Annotated in this window: 13 protein-coding genes; 1 reads left to right on the plus strand and 12 read right to left on the minus strand. The window is 72.6% G+C overall.

The features are described from left to right. Positions 1-14 precede the first annotated feature (14 nt). Positions 15-893: an alpha/beta fold hydrolase gene (locus ACTFAP_RS08630; RefSeq protein WP_500468686.1), complete on the minus strand. Its 879-nt coding sequence runs from the start codon at positions 891-893 to the stop codon at positions 15-17. Between the two features lie 358 nt (positions 894-1,251). Between ACTFAP_RS08630 and ACTFAP_RS08635 the strand changes: the two genes are divergently transcribed. Further along, positions 1,252-2,202, plus strand: coding sequence for a phosphotransferase (locus ACTFAP_RS08635; protein WP_500468687.1), 951 nt, complete (start codon positions 1,252-1,254; stop codon positions 2,200-2,202). A gap of 111 nt (positions 2,203-2,313) precedes the next feature. Here ACTFAP_RS08635 and clpX read toward each other — a convergent pair whose 3' ends face one another. From clpX to ACTFAP_RS08690, 11 genes are all read right to left on the minus strand, one after another. Continuing rightward, positions 2,314-3,576: an ATP-dependent Clp protease ATP-binding subunit ClpX gene (gene clpX / locus ACTFAP_RS08640; protein ID WP_030725313.1), complete on the minus strand. Its 1,263-nt coding sequence runs from the start codon at positions 3,574-3,576 to the stop codon at positions 2,314-2,316. 96 nt (positions 3,577-3,672) lie between these two features. Next, the gene (locus tag ACTFAP_RS08645; protein ID WP_500468688.1) at positions 3,673-6,708 is read right to left on the minus strand and encodes a BTAD domain-containing putative transcriptional regulator; all 3,036 of its coding nucleotides are present in this window, start codon (positions 6,706-6,708) and stop codon (positions 3,673-3,675) included. 37 nt (positions 6,709-6,745) lie between these two features. Next, complete coding sequence (locus ACTFAP_RS08650; protein ID WP_495684103.1) at positions 6,746-7,222, minus strand: pilus assembly protein TadG-related protein; 477 nt, start codon at positions 7,220-7,222, stop codon at positions 6,746-6,748. 20 nt (positions 7,223-7,242) lie between these two features. After that, the gene (locus ACTFAP_RS08655; RefSeq protein WP_390123347.1) at positions 7,243-7,656 is read right to left on the minus strand and encodes a TadE/TadG family type IV pilus assembly protein; all 414 of its coding nucleotides are present in this window, start codon (positions 7,654-7,656) and stop codon (positions 7,243-7,245) included. Between the two features lie 5 nt (positions 7,657-7,661). After that, positions 7,662-8,141 carry a TadE family protein gene (locus tag ACTFAP_RS08660; protein ID WP_390123345.1) on the minus strand — a complete coding sequence of 160 codons (480 nt, stop codon included), beginning with the start codon at positions 8,139-8,141 and terminating at the stop codon, positions 7,662-7,664. 90 nt (positions 8,142-8,231) lie between these two features. Next, positions 8,232-8,462 (minus strand): hypothetical protein, encoded by a 231-nt coding sequence (locus tag ACTFAP_RS08665; protein WP_030725299.1) that lies wholly within the window; start codon positions 8,460-8,462, stop codon positions 8,232-8,234. Between the two features lie 21 nt (positions 8,463-8,483). After that, positions 8,484-9,440: a type II secretion system F family protein gene (locus tag ACTFAP_RS08670; protein WP_030725296.1), complete on the minus strand. Its 957-nt coding sequence runs from the start codon at positions 9,438-9,440 to the stop codon at positions 8,484-8,486. Then, positions 9,437-10,366, minus strand: a complete 930-nt coding sequence (locus ACTFAP_RS08675) for a type II secretion system F family protein (RefSeq protein ID WP_390123342.1) — start codon at positions 10,364-10,366, stop codon at positions 9,437-9,439. The genes ACTFAP_RS08670 and ACTFAP_RS08675 overlap by 4 nt, the downstream gene beginning before the upstream one ends. 7 nt (positions 10,367-10,373) lie before the next feature. Continuing rightward, positions 10,374-11,675 (minus strand): TadA family conjugal transfer-associated ATPase, encoded by a 1,302-nt coding sequence (locus ACTFAP_RS08680; protein WP_390123340.1) that lies wholly within the window; start codon positions 11,673-11,675, stop codon positions 10,374-10,376. After that, complete coding sequence (locus tag ACTFAP_RS08685) at positions 11,672-12,574, minus strand: hypothetical protein (protein WP_436980721.1); 903 nt, start codon at positions 12,572-12,574, stop codon at positions 11,672-11,674. Before ACTFAP_RS08685 ends, ACTFAP_RS08680 begins: the two co-directional genes overlap by 4 nt. Before the next feature lie 31 nt (positions 12,575-12,605). After that, entirely contained in the window at positions 12,606-13,307 is a 702-nt protein-coding gene (locus ACTFAP_RS08690) for a hypothetical protein (protein ID WP_495684106.1), read from the minus strand. Between the last annotated feature and the right edge of the window lie 129 nt (positions 13,308-13,436).

The raw sequence follows: 13,436 nt of genomic DNA on the forward strand, positions 1-13,436 counted from the left end.
GACGTCCGGGGAGGTCAGCGCGCGAGGAGGTCACGCAGCCGCCGGGTGATGGTGTCGGGGTCCTCCTCGGCCATGAAGTGCCCGCAGGAGACGGTGCCGTGGTCGAGGTCTTCGGCCCAGGCTCCCCACAGGGCGGCGGCCTCGTAGCCCAGCTGCGCGCCCCAGTCCTGCTGGAGGACGGTGACCGGCATGGCCAGCTTGCGGCCCCGCGCGCGGTCGGCCTCGTCGTGCTCGATGTCGATGCCGGCCGAGGCCCGGTAGTCCGCCACGATGGAGGGGACGGCCGCGCGGCAGGCGTCGAGGTAGACCTGGCGCACGGCCGGCGGCACAGCCTCGGGGTCGTTCGCCCAGATGTCCAGGAAGTATGCGAAGAACGCGTCCGAGCTGTTCCGGATCATCTCCTCGGCCAGGCCGGGCGGCTGGGCCATCAGGTAGAGATGGAAACCGACGGCCGCCCGTACCCCGTGCAGGGCGTCCCACATGTCCACGGTGGGCAGGACATCCAGACAGGCCAGGTGGGTGATGACGTCCGGGTGGTCCAGGCCGGCCCGGAAGGCCACCAGGGCGCCGCGGTCGTGCCCGGCCAGCGCGAACCGCTCATGGCCGAGGGCACGGGCCAGCGCGACGATATCGGCGGCCATGGTCCGCTTGGAGTAGACGTCGGGCCCGTCCTCGGCGGGCTTGTCGCTGTCGCCGTAACCCCGCAGGTCGGGACAGATGACGGTGTGGTCGGCCGCCAGGTTCCGGGCGACGTGCCGCCACATCAGGTGCGTCTGCGGGAAGCCGTGCAGCAGCACGACGGGCGGTCCTGAGCCGCCCACCGCGACGTTCAGCTCCACACCGTCCGCCACCGCCACCCGCTGATAGGCGAAACCGGGAATGCTCTGCGTCATGGGACTGTGCCTTTCGTTCCGCGGCCCTCGCGCTCCGGGCGCCGGCCGATGCCACCACCCTGGGTGCCGCGAATCAGCAACGGATGAGCACGCCCGGCTCCGCCCGGTCCGCCGTCCGCGCAGAGCGGCGCGAGGGCGCGTCCGGTACGTGGCCTGTGCCGGGGATCACGGGCAGCGTCTCCCGCACGCGTTGAGGCGAGACGGTTCGTCTTGTTAGGCTGTGGTCATGGCTTACCACTTCTTCGTCTGAGCCCGGCCCCGGGCGATGCCGCCGTTCGCGCGGCCCACGGCCCGGCCCCGCCCCGACCCTCCCGCCGTACCCGCGGACATCCGCTGAGACGAAGGACCCGTGACGCCCATGACCACCCATCTCACCGCGCGCCAGCTCGCCGACCGGACCACCGCCGCCGTCGAGGCGGCCGTCGCCGCCGGGCGCGCGCTCGGCCTGACCGTCACCGACCCCACCGTGCTGCACGACGTCTTCTCCGTCGTCGTCCACCTGGCGCCCTCACCCGTCGTGGCCCGGATCCCCACCGTCCTGCCCCGCCCCGACGACCTGGACGCCCTCGCGCGCCGCCAGCGGGACGAGCTGGACGTCACACAGTGGCTCGCCGGCCAGGGCGTTCCCGTCCTCGCCCCCAGCCCGCTCGTGCCGCGCGAACCCGTGCGGCGCGGCGGATTCTCGATGACCTTCTGGGCCTACGTCGAGGAGGACCGGACCAGGGAACCCGACTACGCGGCGAACGCCGAGAGCGTCCCCGCCCTGCACGCGGCGCTGCGCTCCTACCCGGGCCGCCTGGAGTTCCTGTCCTCGGCCGAACCCTGGTTCGTCACCGAAGGGCTCGCCCGGCTGGAGGGTCACCCCGACCTCATCGGGGCGGACGATCTGGAGCGTGCCCGCCGCGAATGGCGGGCCCTGGAACCCCTCGTGCGCTCACGCGCGGCCTTCGAGGCCCGGTTCCCCGGGATCGGCCTCCAGCCCGTCCACGGCGACTGCCCGCCCGCGAACATCTTCTCCGGGGCGGACGGGGACCGCTACGCCGACTTCGAGATGATCACGCTGGGGCCGGTCGAGTGGGACCTGGCCGCGCTGGGGCCGGAGCTGGAAGCCGCCTACGACCGCGGCGCCCGGGAGAACGGCATGCGGCCGCTGGACGGGGACGTGCTGCGCTTCGTCAACGCCGTGGGCATGCTGCGGGTGATCGCCACCCTCACGCTGGTCCCGCAGCTTCCCCGGCTGACGGAGTACCTCATGCCGGCCGTCGAGCAGTGGCGGAGCACGCCGTTCGCCGGCGGCCTGCACAGCTGACCACCACCGTCGGGGCCGCGCCGCACGGCCGGCCCCCGGCGGGTGAGGAGACGGCCGGGCCCGCGCACCCGGGCGGCTCGCGCCCGGCCGACGACGCGTCCCCGACTCAGGTCACTGGCCGCGCCGTTGGCGCGGAAAGCGGGCCCGGTCCGCGTTCTCGATGACGGTGCGCTCGTCGACCACCACGTGGCTGATGTCGGAGCGGCCGGGGATCTCGTACATGAGGGGCTGCAGCACGCGTTCCATGACGCCGCGCAGCGCCCGCGCCCCGGTGCCCCTGCTGATCGCCCGCTCGATGATCGCGTCCAGCGCGGGACGGTCGAACTCCAGCTGCACGCCGTCGAGTTCGAACAGCCGCTGGTACTGCTTGACCAGCGCGTTGCGGGGCTCGGTCAGGGTGCGCAGCAGGGCCGCCCGGTCCAGGGCGGTGACCCGGGTGATGACCGGGAGGCGGCCGATGAACTCCGGGATGAGCCCGTACCGCACCAGGTCGGCCGGCTGCACCCCGGCGAACGGGTCGCCGGGCGGCGGCGCGGTGGCCGCCCGCAGTTCGCCGCCGAAGCCGATGCCGCGTCCGCCGAGCCGGTCGCCGACGATGGTCTCCAGGCCCGCGAAGGCCCCGGCGGCGATGAACAGCACCTGGGAGGTGTCGAGTTCGATCAGCTCCTGCTGCGGGTGCTTGCGCCCGCCCTGCGGCGGGATCGCGGCGACCGTGCCCTCCATGATCTTCAGCAGCGCCTGCTGCACCCCCTCCCCTGAGACATCGCGGGTCAGGGAGGGGTTCTCGCTCTTGCGGGAGATCTTGTCGATCTCGTCGAGGTAGATGATGCCGGTCTCGGCGCGTGCCACGTCGAAGTCGGCGGCCTGGAGCAGCTTGAGCAGGATGTTCTCGACATCCTCGCCGACGTAGCCGGCCTCGGTCAGGGCGGTGGCGTCGGCGATGGCGAAGGGCACGTTCAGGGAACGGGCCAGCGTCTGGGCCAGGTACGTCTTGCCGCAGCCGGTGGGGCCGAGCAGCAGGATGTTGGACTTGGCCAGCTCGACGGGCCGTTCGCCGTTCTCCTCGGCGGCGGCGGTGCCGCGCACCCGTTTGTAGTGGTTGTAGACGGCCACCGCCAGGGCGCGCTTGGCGTCCTCCTGGCCGATGACGTACTGGTCCAGATAGCGGTGGATCTCGCGGGGCCTGGGCAGTTCGGTGGGCAGGCTCTCGTCGGGCCTGCCCAGCTCCTCCTCGATCAGGTCGTTGCACACCCCGACGCACTCGACGCAGATGTAGACCCCGGCGGGGCCGGCGATCAGCCGGCGGACCTGCTCCTGGGTCTTGCCGCAGAACGAGCACTTGAGCGAGTGGTCGGCGTCATCGTCGCGCGCCATGACCAAGTGTCAGCCCTCCTCGGTGCCCTTCTCGACATGTCATCAGATGATCTTGCCACCTGAGCGCAGGTGAGGAACCCGGGGAGGGCCGTACCGTCAGCCGGCCGCCGCCACCGTGCTCCGCCACCCCGGCAGCAGTTCGTCCAGCAACGCCTCCGTCTGCGCCGGCAACGCCTGTGCCGGGCCGTACAGATGCGCGTGGTGCGCGAGCAGCCAGTCGGCCGCCCCGCGCAGCCAGTCCGCCTTGCCGGTCGCCTTCGCCGACCGCAGCAGCTCGTTCCACAGCCGCTCATCGGTCGGCGAGGCGGCGAGCGCGGACCTGATCGCCACATACGCCTGCTCACTGCCGCCGCTCGCCAGCTGCTCGGCCGCCAGCTTCAGCGCGATCTCCGAGACCAGCAACGGGTATTGCGCATCCACGATCTCATGCTCCAGCCAGCCGAACCGGCCGCCCTCCCGCTGTCCCTGGAGCAGCGGGCCGCGCGCCAGGCTCAGCGCGTCCGTGAGCTGCCGCTTGCGCTCGGCCGCGACACCGCCGCCGACCGAGACCGCCTGGTGGTGCAGGGTGCGCAGCACATCCCAGTCCGAGACGATGCCCGGCGCCAGCGACAGCCGTCCGTCCTCGGCCGTCAGCAGCCGGGGCGCGCCCGCCGCGTCCGTGCCCAGCCACTCCCGCAGCCGGCCGATCAGGGCCTCCCGTACGTCCTCCGGCACGCCGCGCGGCCACAGCGCGGACGCCAGCACCCGGGGGTGCACGCCCTCGCGGTGCAGCAGCAACAAGGCCAGCGCCTCGCGCAGTTGCTCACCGCGCTCCGGATCGGGCACGGACAGCCCGGTGATCTCGTACCCACCCATCACCTGGGCATACACGTCGGGCTTGCCGCGCTGGCTCAGGTCCACGGCGAACGCGGGCCCGGCGGCACCCGCCGCGCCACCGCCGCCCGGCTCCCGGGTCAGCTCGGCGAACAGCTCGACCACCGCGGCCCGCTGGGCGGCGGGCAGCAGCTGGGCGGTCAGTTCCAGGCCCATCTCCGGCTCGGTCAGCACACCTTCGCCCGAGATCTCGAACTCCCAGGCGATGCCGGGCAGATCGGGCCGGTCCGAGGTCACCAGATAGCCGATGCCCAGCTGCGCGGAGACCGCGGCGAGCGCCGCCAGCCGGTCCGCCTGCTCGGCCGTCGGCACCGCGCCGATCAGCACCAGATGCGGCGCCCACTGCTGCTGCCTGGCCGGCCCCGTGCGCCCCGTCAGGATCGACTCCTGCCCGGTGTGCCGCAGCGCGCCGCGGCGCAGATTGGTCTCGGTCTCCATGACCTCCAACAGCCCGGCGACATCGTCGAGATACCGCGCGCGGGTGGGGGCCAGGGCCGTCAGCTCGCCGCCGAAGCCGACCAGGGTGACCGTCATCCGGTCCGCCCAGCCGCTGGTGGCCAGTTCGGCGGCGATGGAGGCCAGCACCGCCTCGCGGTCGGCGCGGGCGCCGGTCACCGAGACGATGCCGGGCACCGCCTCCAGGTTGAGCAGCAGCCGCATGTCGTCGCGCACGCCCAGGGACACCAGGCCGGGGTACGGGGCCTCCGCGTCCGGCGCGCCGCCGTCGGTGGGGAGCGCGTCGCGGCGCACCGTCCAGTACGTGTCGGACTGGCCCGGCCGCCACGGGGCGGGCGGGCGTCCGGCCGGTGCGGCCAGCTGGAGGTGGAGTTCGTGGTCGGTCAGCCAGGCCGCGTACACCGGGGGCAGCACCTTGCCCTCGGAGTCCAGCGCGGCGGACAGCCGGCGGAGCGCGTGGTCGAGGAAGGCGACCGCGTCGGGGGCGGCGCCCACCAGCAGCGCGTCCCGGACGTTGTGCGCGGCGGTGGAGCCCGGCGCCAGGTCGTCGCCCACGCCACGGCCCGCGAGGGTCCCGGCGGCCGACTGCCACAGCGCGTTGCGGCGGGTACGGCCCAGCGCCATCAGCAGTCCGGCGGCGAGCAGCGGGGCGCCGAGCAGCGCCTCGGGCAGGCCGAACCCGCCGTCGTCCTCGGCGGCAGCGGCGGCCTCGGGAGCGTCCTGCGGCGCCTGGTCGGGCAGTTGCTGGAACGGCGTGGTGTCGAAGGCGGGCAGCGAGGGGGCGCTGCCGGCGTCCTCGGGTGCCAGGCCCAGCTCGGGAACGCCGATCCCGGCCTGATCGGCCCCGGTGTCGGCGCCGCCGGATCCGGCGTCGGTTCCGCCGTCCCCTCCCGCGCCCGGGTCGGCCGAGGGCCACGCGGTGTCACCGGTGCGCTGGTAGTCCCGGAACTCCTCGACCTCGTCCTGCGACAGTTCCTCGGCCTCGTGGGGCATCTCGACCAGCTCGCCGCCGTGCGCGTCGGCCGGCATCTCCAGGATCCAGCCGGGACGGATCAGGGATGCCTCGGTCAGCTTCGAACCGTCCGGCTGCACCCGGTCCTTGTTGAGCTGGTAGATCTCCTTGTAGCGCAGCCCGTCGTCCAGATGCCGCTCGGAGATGCCCCACAGGGTGTCGTGGTGCCGGCCCTCCGGCGGCTGGATGCGGTAGTACTTGGTCGCCGCCTCCGCCGACTCCTCCTCGCCCGCCGCCTCGTGGGGCAGTGCCATGGCGGGCTCCACGTCGTTGCCGCCACCGCCGCCGCCCGGCAGATACGCGTGCTCGGGCCCGGCACCTCCGGGGGTCTGCTGGGCCTCCGCCACCACCTGCGAGGAGTTCCCGCCGTCGAAGGCCCCGCCGATGCCGCTCAGCCCCGGCACGAACGACGCGGCGGAGGCGGTGACCAGCAGCAGCATCCCCACCAGTTGCCGCGCCAGCAGCTGGCTGGGCCCGGCGCCCGGCACCCGGGCCGGGATGCCCACCCCGGACAGCGCGGCCTTGACCTCCACCAGCACACACGCGGTGAACTGCGCCCAGGCCACCCACACCAGCAGCGCCAGCACCTTCATGAAGGCGGTGGTGCTGATCTCCTCCTGGAGGGTGTCAAGCCCCGGCATGGTGCGCGGCAGCGGCCAGCCGATCAGCGTGGCCAGGGAGAACGGCACGCCGACGACGAGCGCGGCCAGCGCGACGAAGGCGAGGGCCGCCTTCATGATGTCGCTGAAGCTGCGCCCGGCCTTCACGGGCACCGGCGTTCGGTTCGCCATGACGTGAACTCCCCGATGGTGATGGATCAGTGGCGGATCAGTTGATCTGGGCCTCGGCGGTGGCCGTGCCCCAGACCTCGAGCGGACGGTCGAAGAAGAACCCGGTGAACACCGGGCGGTAGGTCAGCCGGATCTGTACGGTGACCCGGTCCACGGACGCCTGCGAACAGGCGGACGCGGCGATGTCCGCCGCGTTCATGTCCACCGAAGCAGCGTACTCGGCGACCCGGTTGGCACAGTTCCCGAAGTTGATGGGGGCGTTGCCGAGCCCTTCGCGCAGCGCCTCCTCGTCGAGGTCCTGGGCGGCGTACCTGGCGGCCTGTTCGGCGATGTCGGCGGCCCGCTCCCGCTGGTGGATGGCGAGTCCGCCGTCCACCACGAACGCGGCCAGCGCCAGCACGACGATCGCGAAGAAGATGACCAGGACGGCGCCCGAGCCGCGGTCGGAGCCGGCCGCGGGGTCGGTGAGCCGCCGCCACCGGGACACCGCGCCCGCCCCGCCGACGCTGTCCACCGCTGTCCCCTTCTCCCCGTTCACCCCGACCTCCGGTACGGGTCGATCGGCGAACTGGACGCCCCGCTGAGGGTGGAGGCGACGGGCACCCCGAGCATGTCCAGGGCCCGCACCTTGCAGCTGACCCGCACGCTGAACAGCGAGCCCGCCTCGTGCCCGCCGCCCGAGGTCACCTCGACCCGGACCGTACCGCCCACGCACACCTCGCCCAGCTCCCGCTCGGCGGTGCGGGCGGCGGCGGAGGCGGCGGAGGCGCCGTCCCGCTCCAGCGAGCCGGCCCGCGCCGCGTCCCGGGCCGCGCCGCTGACGGCGGCGCGCCCGGAGACCTGCTGGCCCATCGCGACCAGCACCAGGATGAAAGCGATCATGAGCGGCGCGAGGATCACCACTTCGACGGAGGACAGGCCCCGGTCGTCGCGCTGCGCGGCGGCCACGGACCTCACCCCCCGTCCGGCACGAAACGCTCGACCGGACCCTCGGAGGAGGCCCGTACGGTCATGGTCATGCCCGGCACGATGGACGGCACGGTGGCATGCACCTCCACCCGTACGGTGTCCGGCGCCGGCAGGGTGGTGAACACCGACGGCGGGGAGTCGAACATGCCCCGGCCGAGCTGGTCGATGTAGTCGTACGACTTCTCCCGGGCCTTGGACTGCCAGCCCATCGGATCGGCGTCCGCCTCCGCGCGGGCGGTGCGGGCGCCGGCCTGTGCGGCGGCCTTGGCGACGTCCTGGGCGAAGGAGTACATGGCGAACTGCACGGCCCCGAAGATCAGGAAGAACATGAGCGGGGTGAGGAAGACGAACTCGATCGCCGAACTGCCGCGGTCACCGCGCTCGCCCCGGCGCAGCACGGCGCCGCCCCGGTCGGAGCCTTCCCCGATCCGGCGGCGCAGCCAGCGGCCCGCTCGCTTGGTCATCCCCGTGCTCCCCGTGCTCCCCGTGTTCCCCGTTGTCCGGTGCTCCCCGTGCTCCCGTGCTCCCCGCTTGCCCGGGGTGCGGGCGCCCGCTCAGCAGTCCGCGTAGTTCACCGCGCCCTGGATGCACTCGCTCACGTTGCCGGCCCGGTCGTCGATCGCGTTCATGATCACGGCCGCCACACCGGCGACGATGCCGACCACGACCGCCGCGATGATGACCCACTCGATGGCGGAGGCACCGCGGTCACGGTCGGCGCCCGCCGTCCGGGAGCGCACCAGGGCGACCAGATAATCGGCCGCCGCGAAACGGAACTTGCTCATGTCACTTACCTCTCAAGCTGGTCATGCCGAGAACACCCGCATTCCGGCCGGATAGATCAGAAAGATCAGAAATCCCAAGCACAGCAGCAGCTGCGCGATCAGCATCGACTGCGATTTCTCCCCCGCGCTTCCCTCGATCTCGGCGAGTTCGCGGTGCCGCATCGTCTCCGAACGGGCGGAGAGCGAGGCCCGTACCTTCGCGCCGTCGTCCGCGACCAGCGCCAGGGACGCGGACAGATCCTTCAGTTCGTCGACGCCCACCTCGTCACCGAGCTTGCCCAGTGCCTGCCACTGGGTCAATCCGGTGATCCGGGCGTCCGCCAGCGCCGACTGGATGCGCCGCAGCGCCCAGCCGTCGCTCACCTCGGCCGCTGCCTTGAGCGCCTCCGGCAGGCCGCGCCCGCCGGCCAGGCTCATGGCCACCAGGTCCAGGTAGGCCGCCACCACCCGGCGGAAGTCACGCCGCCGCGCCTTGGCGTCCCGCCGGACCTCCAGATCGGGGAGGAAGAAGAACACGGCGGCGAACACCAGCGCCATCCACACCGGGATGACGGGGCTGGCGCCGAAGCCGATCAGCCAGGCCATGGAGAACAGGAAGGGCCCGAAGAACAGCCCGGCCGCCGCCAGCACCACCTTCTGCGCCAGGAACGACTCCCAGGTGCGGTCCAGCAGCGCGAGGTCGGCCCGCAGCGAGCGCTGTTCCCAGCCGCGCTGCACGTACAGCTCGGCCAGCCGCTCCCCGATCCGCTCCTGCGCCTCGTCGAACCGGCTGGGCTTCTTCCCCGCGTCCGCGCCGCCCTGGTGCGGCACGGCGCTGTACGGGACGTGCCCGAACCCGCCGCGCTGGCGCAGCGCGTCGATGCGGGCGACGGTGGCCACCGAGCTGCGCCGGGTGGGCATCAGGGCCCGGATCAGGGCGTACGCCCCGAGGCCGAAGACCGCTCCGACCAGAACGGCCGTGGTGATGTCGGAGTTCACGACCGCACTCCCCCTTGTTCGGACGGCTGCCGCTCGCGCAGCTGCTCGCTCTCGTCGGCCCGCGCCATGAACCGCTCGGGCACCTCGATCTTCGCCAGCCGCCGCATCCACCAGAAGCCGAGGCCGAACAGGCCGCAGACGATGGCGAGTACCGCCTGGCCCAGGGTGTCGCCGAACGGCTCGACGAAGCCCGGGTTGAAGATGGCGAGCCCGAGCGGGAACGCGACGGAGACCCCGACGACGATCTGCACGCTGCGCCGGGTCGAGGCGCGCTGGGCCATGACGCGCTGGCGCATGTCCACTTCCTCGCGCGCCGACTTGGCGAGGGCGCCCAGCACTTCGCGCAGGCCGGGGCCGCGCAGCCGGGCGTTGAGGATGAGCGAGGCGATGATGATGTCGGCGGAGGAGTCGTCCAGCTCCTCCGCGAACTCCTGGAGCGCCTCGGGCAGCGGCATCCGCGAACGGAGCCGGTCCACCAGGTTGTTGAGCGGTACGCGCAGCGCGGGCGCGGCGGCACGGGCCGAGGAGGGGATGGCCTGTTCCAGGCCGACGGCCCCGGCGATGGTGTCGCGCAGGGACTCGGTCCAGCCGGCCAGCGCCTCGACGCGGCGCATGTTGGCGCGTTCCTCGGCGGCGCCGCCGAACAGCTTGCTCCAGGAGAAGACCAGCAGGGCGGTGCCGATGGCGGCGATCGGCCAGCGGGTGAGCAGCAGGACGAGAACGGCGGCGGCCCCGGCGATGGTGCCGCGGCGGCCGGCGAAGCGGGCGAGTTCGGTCCTGCGGCGCTCGGCGCGGGCGCGTTCCTCAGAGGTCTTCGGGGGCACGCCGCGGATCGCCGTCACCAGCAGTGCGATGCCGCCGCCGACCGCGACGCCGCAGACCAGCGCGTAGAGCGCGGTCAGCGAGAACAGCCCGGATCCGGTCATGGTGCGCTCACCCCCAGGCCCCTCGGTAGCCGTGCAGGGCGAGTTCGTCGCCGCACGAGAGCGCGGCGTGCGCGCGCGGCACCCCGTCCGGGCCCTCGGCGAACACCTCGCTGGACAGGACGCGGCCGTCCACGCCGTTGACCTCGCGGATGGAGGAGACGATGCGGTGGAGTTTGCCGCCCTGGGCGTAGGTGTTGCGGCGTTCGATGAACACCACGAAGTTGACGGCGCCGGCGATCAGCATCTGGCTGGCCTCGATGGGCAGCCGCTCACTGGCCTGGAGCGCGTAGGTGGAGATGCGGTTGAACACCTCGGCGGAGGAGTTGGCGTGGATGGTCGACAGCGACCCGTCGTTGCCCTGGGACATGGCGTTGAGCATGGTGACGATCTCGTCGCCGAGCACCTCGCCGACGATGACCCGGGAGGGGTTCATGCGCAGTGACCGGCGTACCAGCTCGGCCATGGATATGAGGCCCTGGCCCTCGGAGTTGGGCAGCCGCTCCTCGAACGCCACGACGTTGGGGTGGAGCTCGGGAAATTGATCAAGCCCGAGCTCCAGAGCCCGCTCGACGGTGATCAGGCGTTCCTCGGCGGGGATCTCGTTCGCCAGGGCGCGCAGCAGGGTGGTCTTCCCGGCGTTGGTGGACCCGGCGATCATGATGTTTTTGCGGGCCCGGACGGCGGCGCCGAGGAAGCTGCCCAACTCCGGGGTGATGGTGCCGTTCCCGACCAGGTCGGCGAGGAAGACCTTGCCGAGCCGGGCACGCCGGATGGACAGCGCGGGGCGCCGGGTGACGTCCATGACGGCGGAGAGCCGGGATCCGTCGGGCAGCCGCAGGTCCAGCTGCGGGTTGGCGGAGTCGAAGGGCCGGGAGCTGAGGCCGGAGTAGGCGCCCAGGATCTGGATGAGTTCGACGAGTTCCTCGTCGCTCTCGGCGACCGGGTCCCCGCGGACCTCACGTCCGTCGGAGTAGCCGATGAAGACCTGGTCGCAGCCGTTGATGTCGATGTTCTCGACGTCGGCGTCGTCCAGCAGCGGCTGGAGCCGGCCCACGCCGAACAGCGCGGCGTGCACGGCGGAGGCGTAGTCCTCCTCGGACTGGGCGTCCAGCGGCGCCCGGCCCTCGGAGATCTCGGCCCGCGCGTACTCCTCCAGCACCTGCGCGATGACGGCGCGGGCGTAGTGGCGTTCGTCCTCGGCGGTCATCGGCCGTACGCCGCTGGCCTGGTCGATGCGCCGCTGTTCGGCGAGGCGGTCGCCCGCCTCCTGCCGGAACCGCTTCACCAGCTGGTGGTTGACCTCGCTCATGCGCCGGCCCCCGGCTGTCCGTAGGAGGGCGGCGGCGCGTACGCGGCGGCCTGCGCGCCCGGCTGCTGCTGCGGTACGGGCGGGCGGACGGGGTTGAGGTCCGCGCCGTAGGTCTGGTGCACGTCGGTGACGACCTTGCGGGCGGAGCGGATGAGGAGCGACTTGTCGAGCCGTCCGCGCCTGCGGCCGGCCAGTTGCTCGGCCCCGGCGGTGTCCTCGGCGATGAGCCCGACGACCCGGGCGCCGCTCTGCGAGGCGATGAGCATCTCGTTGACCTGCGCGGCGATCTTGGCGCCGTGCTGCGGTTCGGCGACCAGCAGCACCCCGATCCGGGGCTGGCCCAGGTGGGAGGTGCCGCGCTGCTGCCCGTGCAGCTTGTTGTGCAGGGCGGCGGCCCGGTCCCGTACGTGGGCGAGGTTCTCCGGCTGCCCGCGGGTGACCAGGAGCAGCAGGGCGGCGTGCGGCAGCAGCGCCTGCGCCGGGGAGTGCGCGTCGAGCCGCCCCAGGTCGGCCAGCACGTCGGCGGCGGCCTCCTGGTGCGGGGACTGCGCCAGCTCGGCGAAGGCCCGCCCCAGTGCGCCCCATTGGCCGGTGAGCCCGCCGGACTGGTCGGAGGAGGCCAGGCCGATGATGACGTCGAGGCCGCCCGCGACCCGCTGCGAGTGGTCCCACAGCTGCTCGGCGGCGATCCCGCGGCGCGCGGTGGCGGCGAGCGAGAGTATCCCGGTGCTCGGGTCGAGCGGGCGGCCGTTGGCGCCGACCGACCGGTAGACGAGATCCCCGCCGGCCGGGTCGGCCTCGGCGAGCAGCACACGGCGCGGCCACAGCGCGGCCAGCGCGACAGCCGTGGTGGTGACCCCGGGGGCCCCCTTGTCCGCGGCCAGTGCGATCAGCGCCATCTGCTCAGTTTCTCCTCGTCATGGGCTCGGCTCAGTTGCTCGCGGCGATGATGACGAGCGAGACCTCACCGGCGGAGGCCGCCCGGGTCAGGGCCGCGGCGTCCTCGCGGGCCACCCGCAGGGTCACGGGCAGCGAGGTGTTGCCGATGGAGTCGCCGCTGCCGTGCACGACGGACACGTGGGCCTCCTCGGTGATGACGGTCTGCTGGGTCGTGCTCTCCTCGTCCCCGCTGTTGCGTTCGCGTCCGACCCAGTAGGCGGCGACGGTGTCGCCCGCCTTCAGGCCGGCCGGGAACTGCCCCGGCTGGAGGGAAACTCCGACAATGACTTCGTCCTCGGGCAGGGTCTCTTCCCCGGTCAGCATTTCGCCGATCAGAATAGTGCCGCCCACCAGATCGGTGGCCGCCCGGAGTTCTTCTTTCAGCTGGCCGCGCTGTTCCCAGCGCACATAGTTGACGGATGAATCATCAGCCACGAGAACCGAGGTCATCGCGGATTCCGGAATGGTGCCGCCCATGGGCACCCGTTCCGTGATCCGCACGGCCTCGATCCGGTCCCCCGCCTGCATGACCAGCATGGTGGCGCCCAGCGCCCCGGCCAGCACCAACAGGGCGGCCAGGGCGGCGAGCGCCGGCTTGCGCTCACGCGGCGGGGCGGGCAGCCGGTCCCCCATCACCGGCCCTGCGGCGATGGACTTCTTCGCAGCCGCAGATGCCCGGTCCTGAGTTCTCATGCCATCATCCCCGCCATCGAAATCCCCGAGCAAACAAGCAATCTTTACTTCTCCAGCAAAGCCGTCGAAACGCTATCAGCAGCTCCGGAGGCGCAACAACGCTCCTGGCGTCACACCTGGGCAACAGCT

This window comes from Streptomyces sp. PH9007 (assembly GCF_059813725.1).

Bases quoted from the DNA above. Each gene is read 5' to 3' on its own strand.
- ACTFAP_RS08630 (WP_500468686.1), bottom strand. From the start codon at position 893: ATGACGCAGAGCATTCCCGGTTTCGCCTATCAGCGGGTGGCGGTGGCG.
- ACTFAP_RS08635 (WP_500468687.1), top strand. From the start codon at position 1,252: ATGACCACCCATCTCACCGCGCGCCAGCTCGCCGACCGGACCACCGCC.
- clpX (WP_030725313.1), bottom strand. From the start codon at position 3,576: ATGGCGCGCGACGATGACGCCGACCACTCGCTCAAGTGCTCGTTCTGC.
- ACTFAP_RS08645 (WP_500468688.1), bottom strand. From the start codon at position 6,708: ATGGCGAACCGAACGCCGGTGCCCGTGAAGGCCGGGCGCAGCTTCAGC.
- ACTFAP_RS08660 (WP_390123345.1), bottom strand. From the start codon at position 8,141: ATGACCAAGCGAGCGGGCCGCTGGCTGCGCCGCCGGATCGGGGAAGGC.
- ACTFAP_RS08665 (WP_030725299.1), bottom strand. From the start codon at position 8,462: ATGAGCAAGTTCCGTTTCGCGGCGGCCGATTATCTGGTCGCCCTGGTG.
- ACTFAP_RS08675 (WP_390123342.1), bottom strand. From the start codon at position 10,366: ATGACCGGATCCGGGCTGTTCTCGCTGACCGCGCTCTACGCGCTGGTC.
- ACTFAP_RS08680 (WP_390123340.1), bottom strand. From the start codon at position 11,675: ATGAGCGAGGTCAACCACCAGCTGGTGAAGCGGTTCCGGCAGGAGGCG.
- ACTFAP_RS08685 (WP_436980721.1), bottom strand. From the start codon at position 12,574: ATGGCGCTGATCGCACTGGCCGCGGACAAGGGGGCCCCCGGGGTCACC.
- ACTFAP_RS08690 (WP_495684106.1), bottom strand. From the start codon at position 13,307: ATGAGAACTCAGGACCGGGCATCTGCGGCTGCGAAGAAGTCCATCGCC.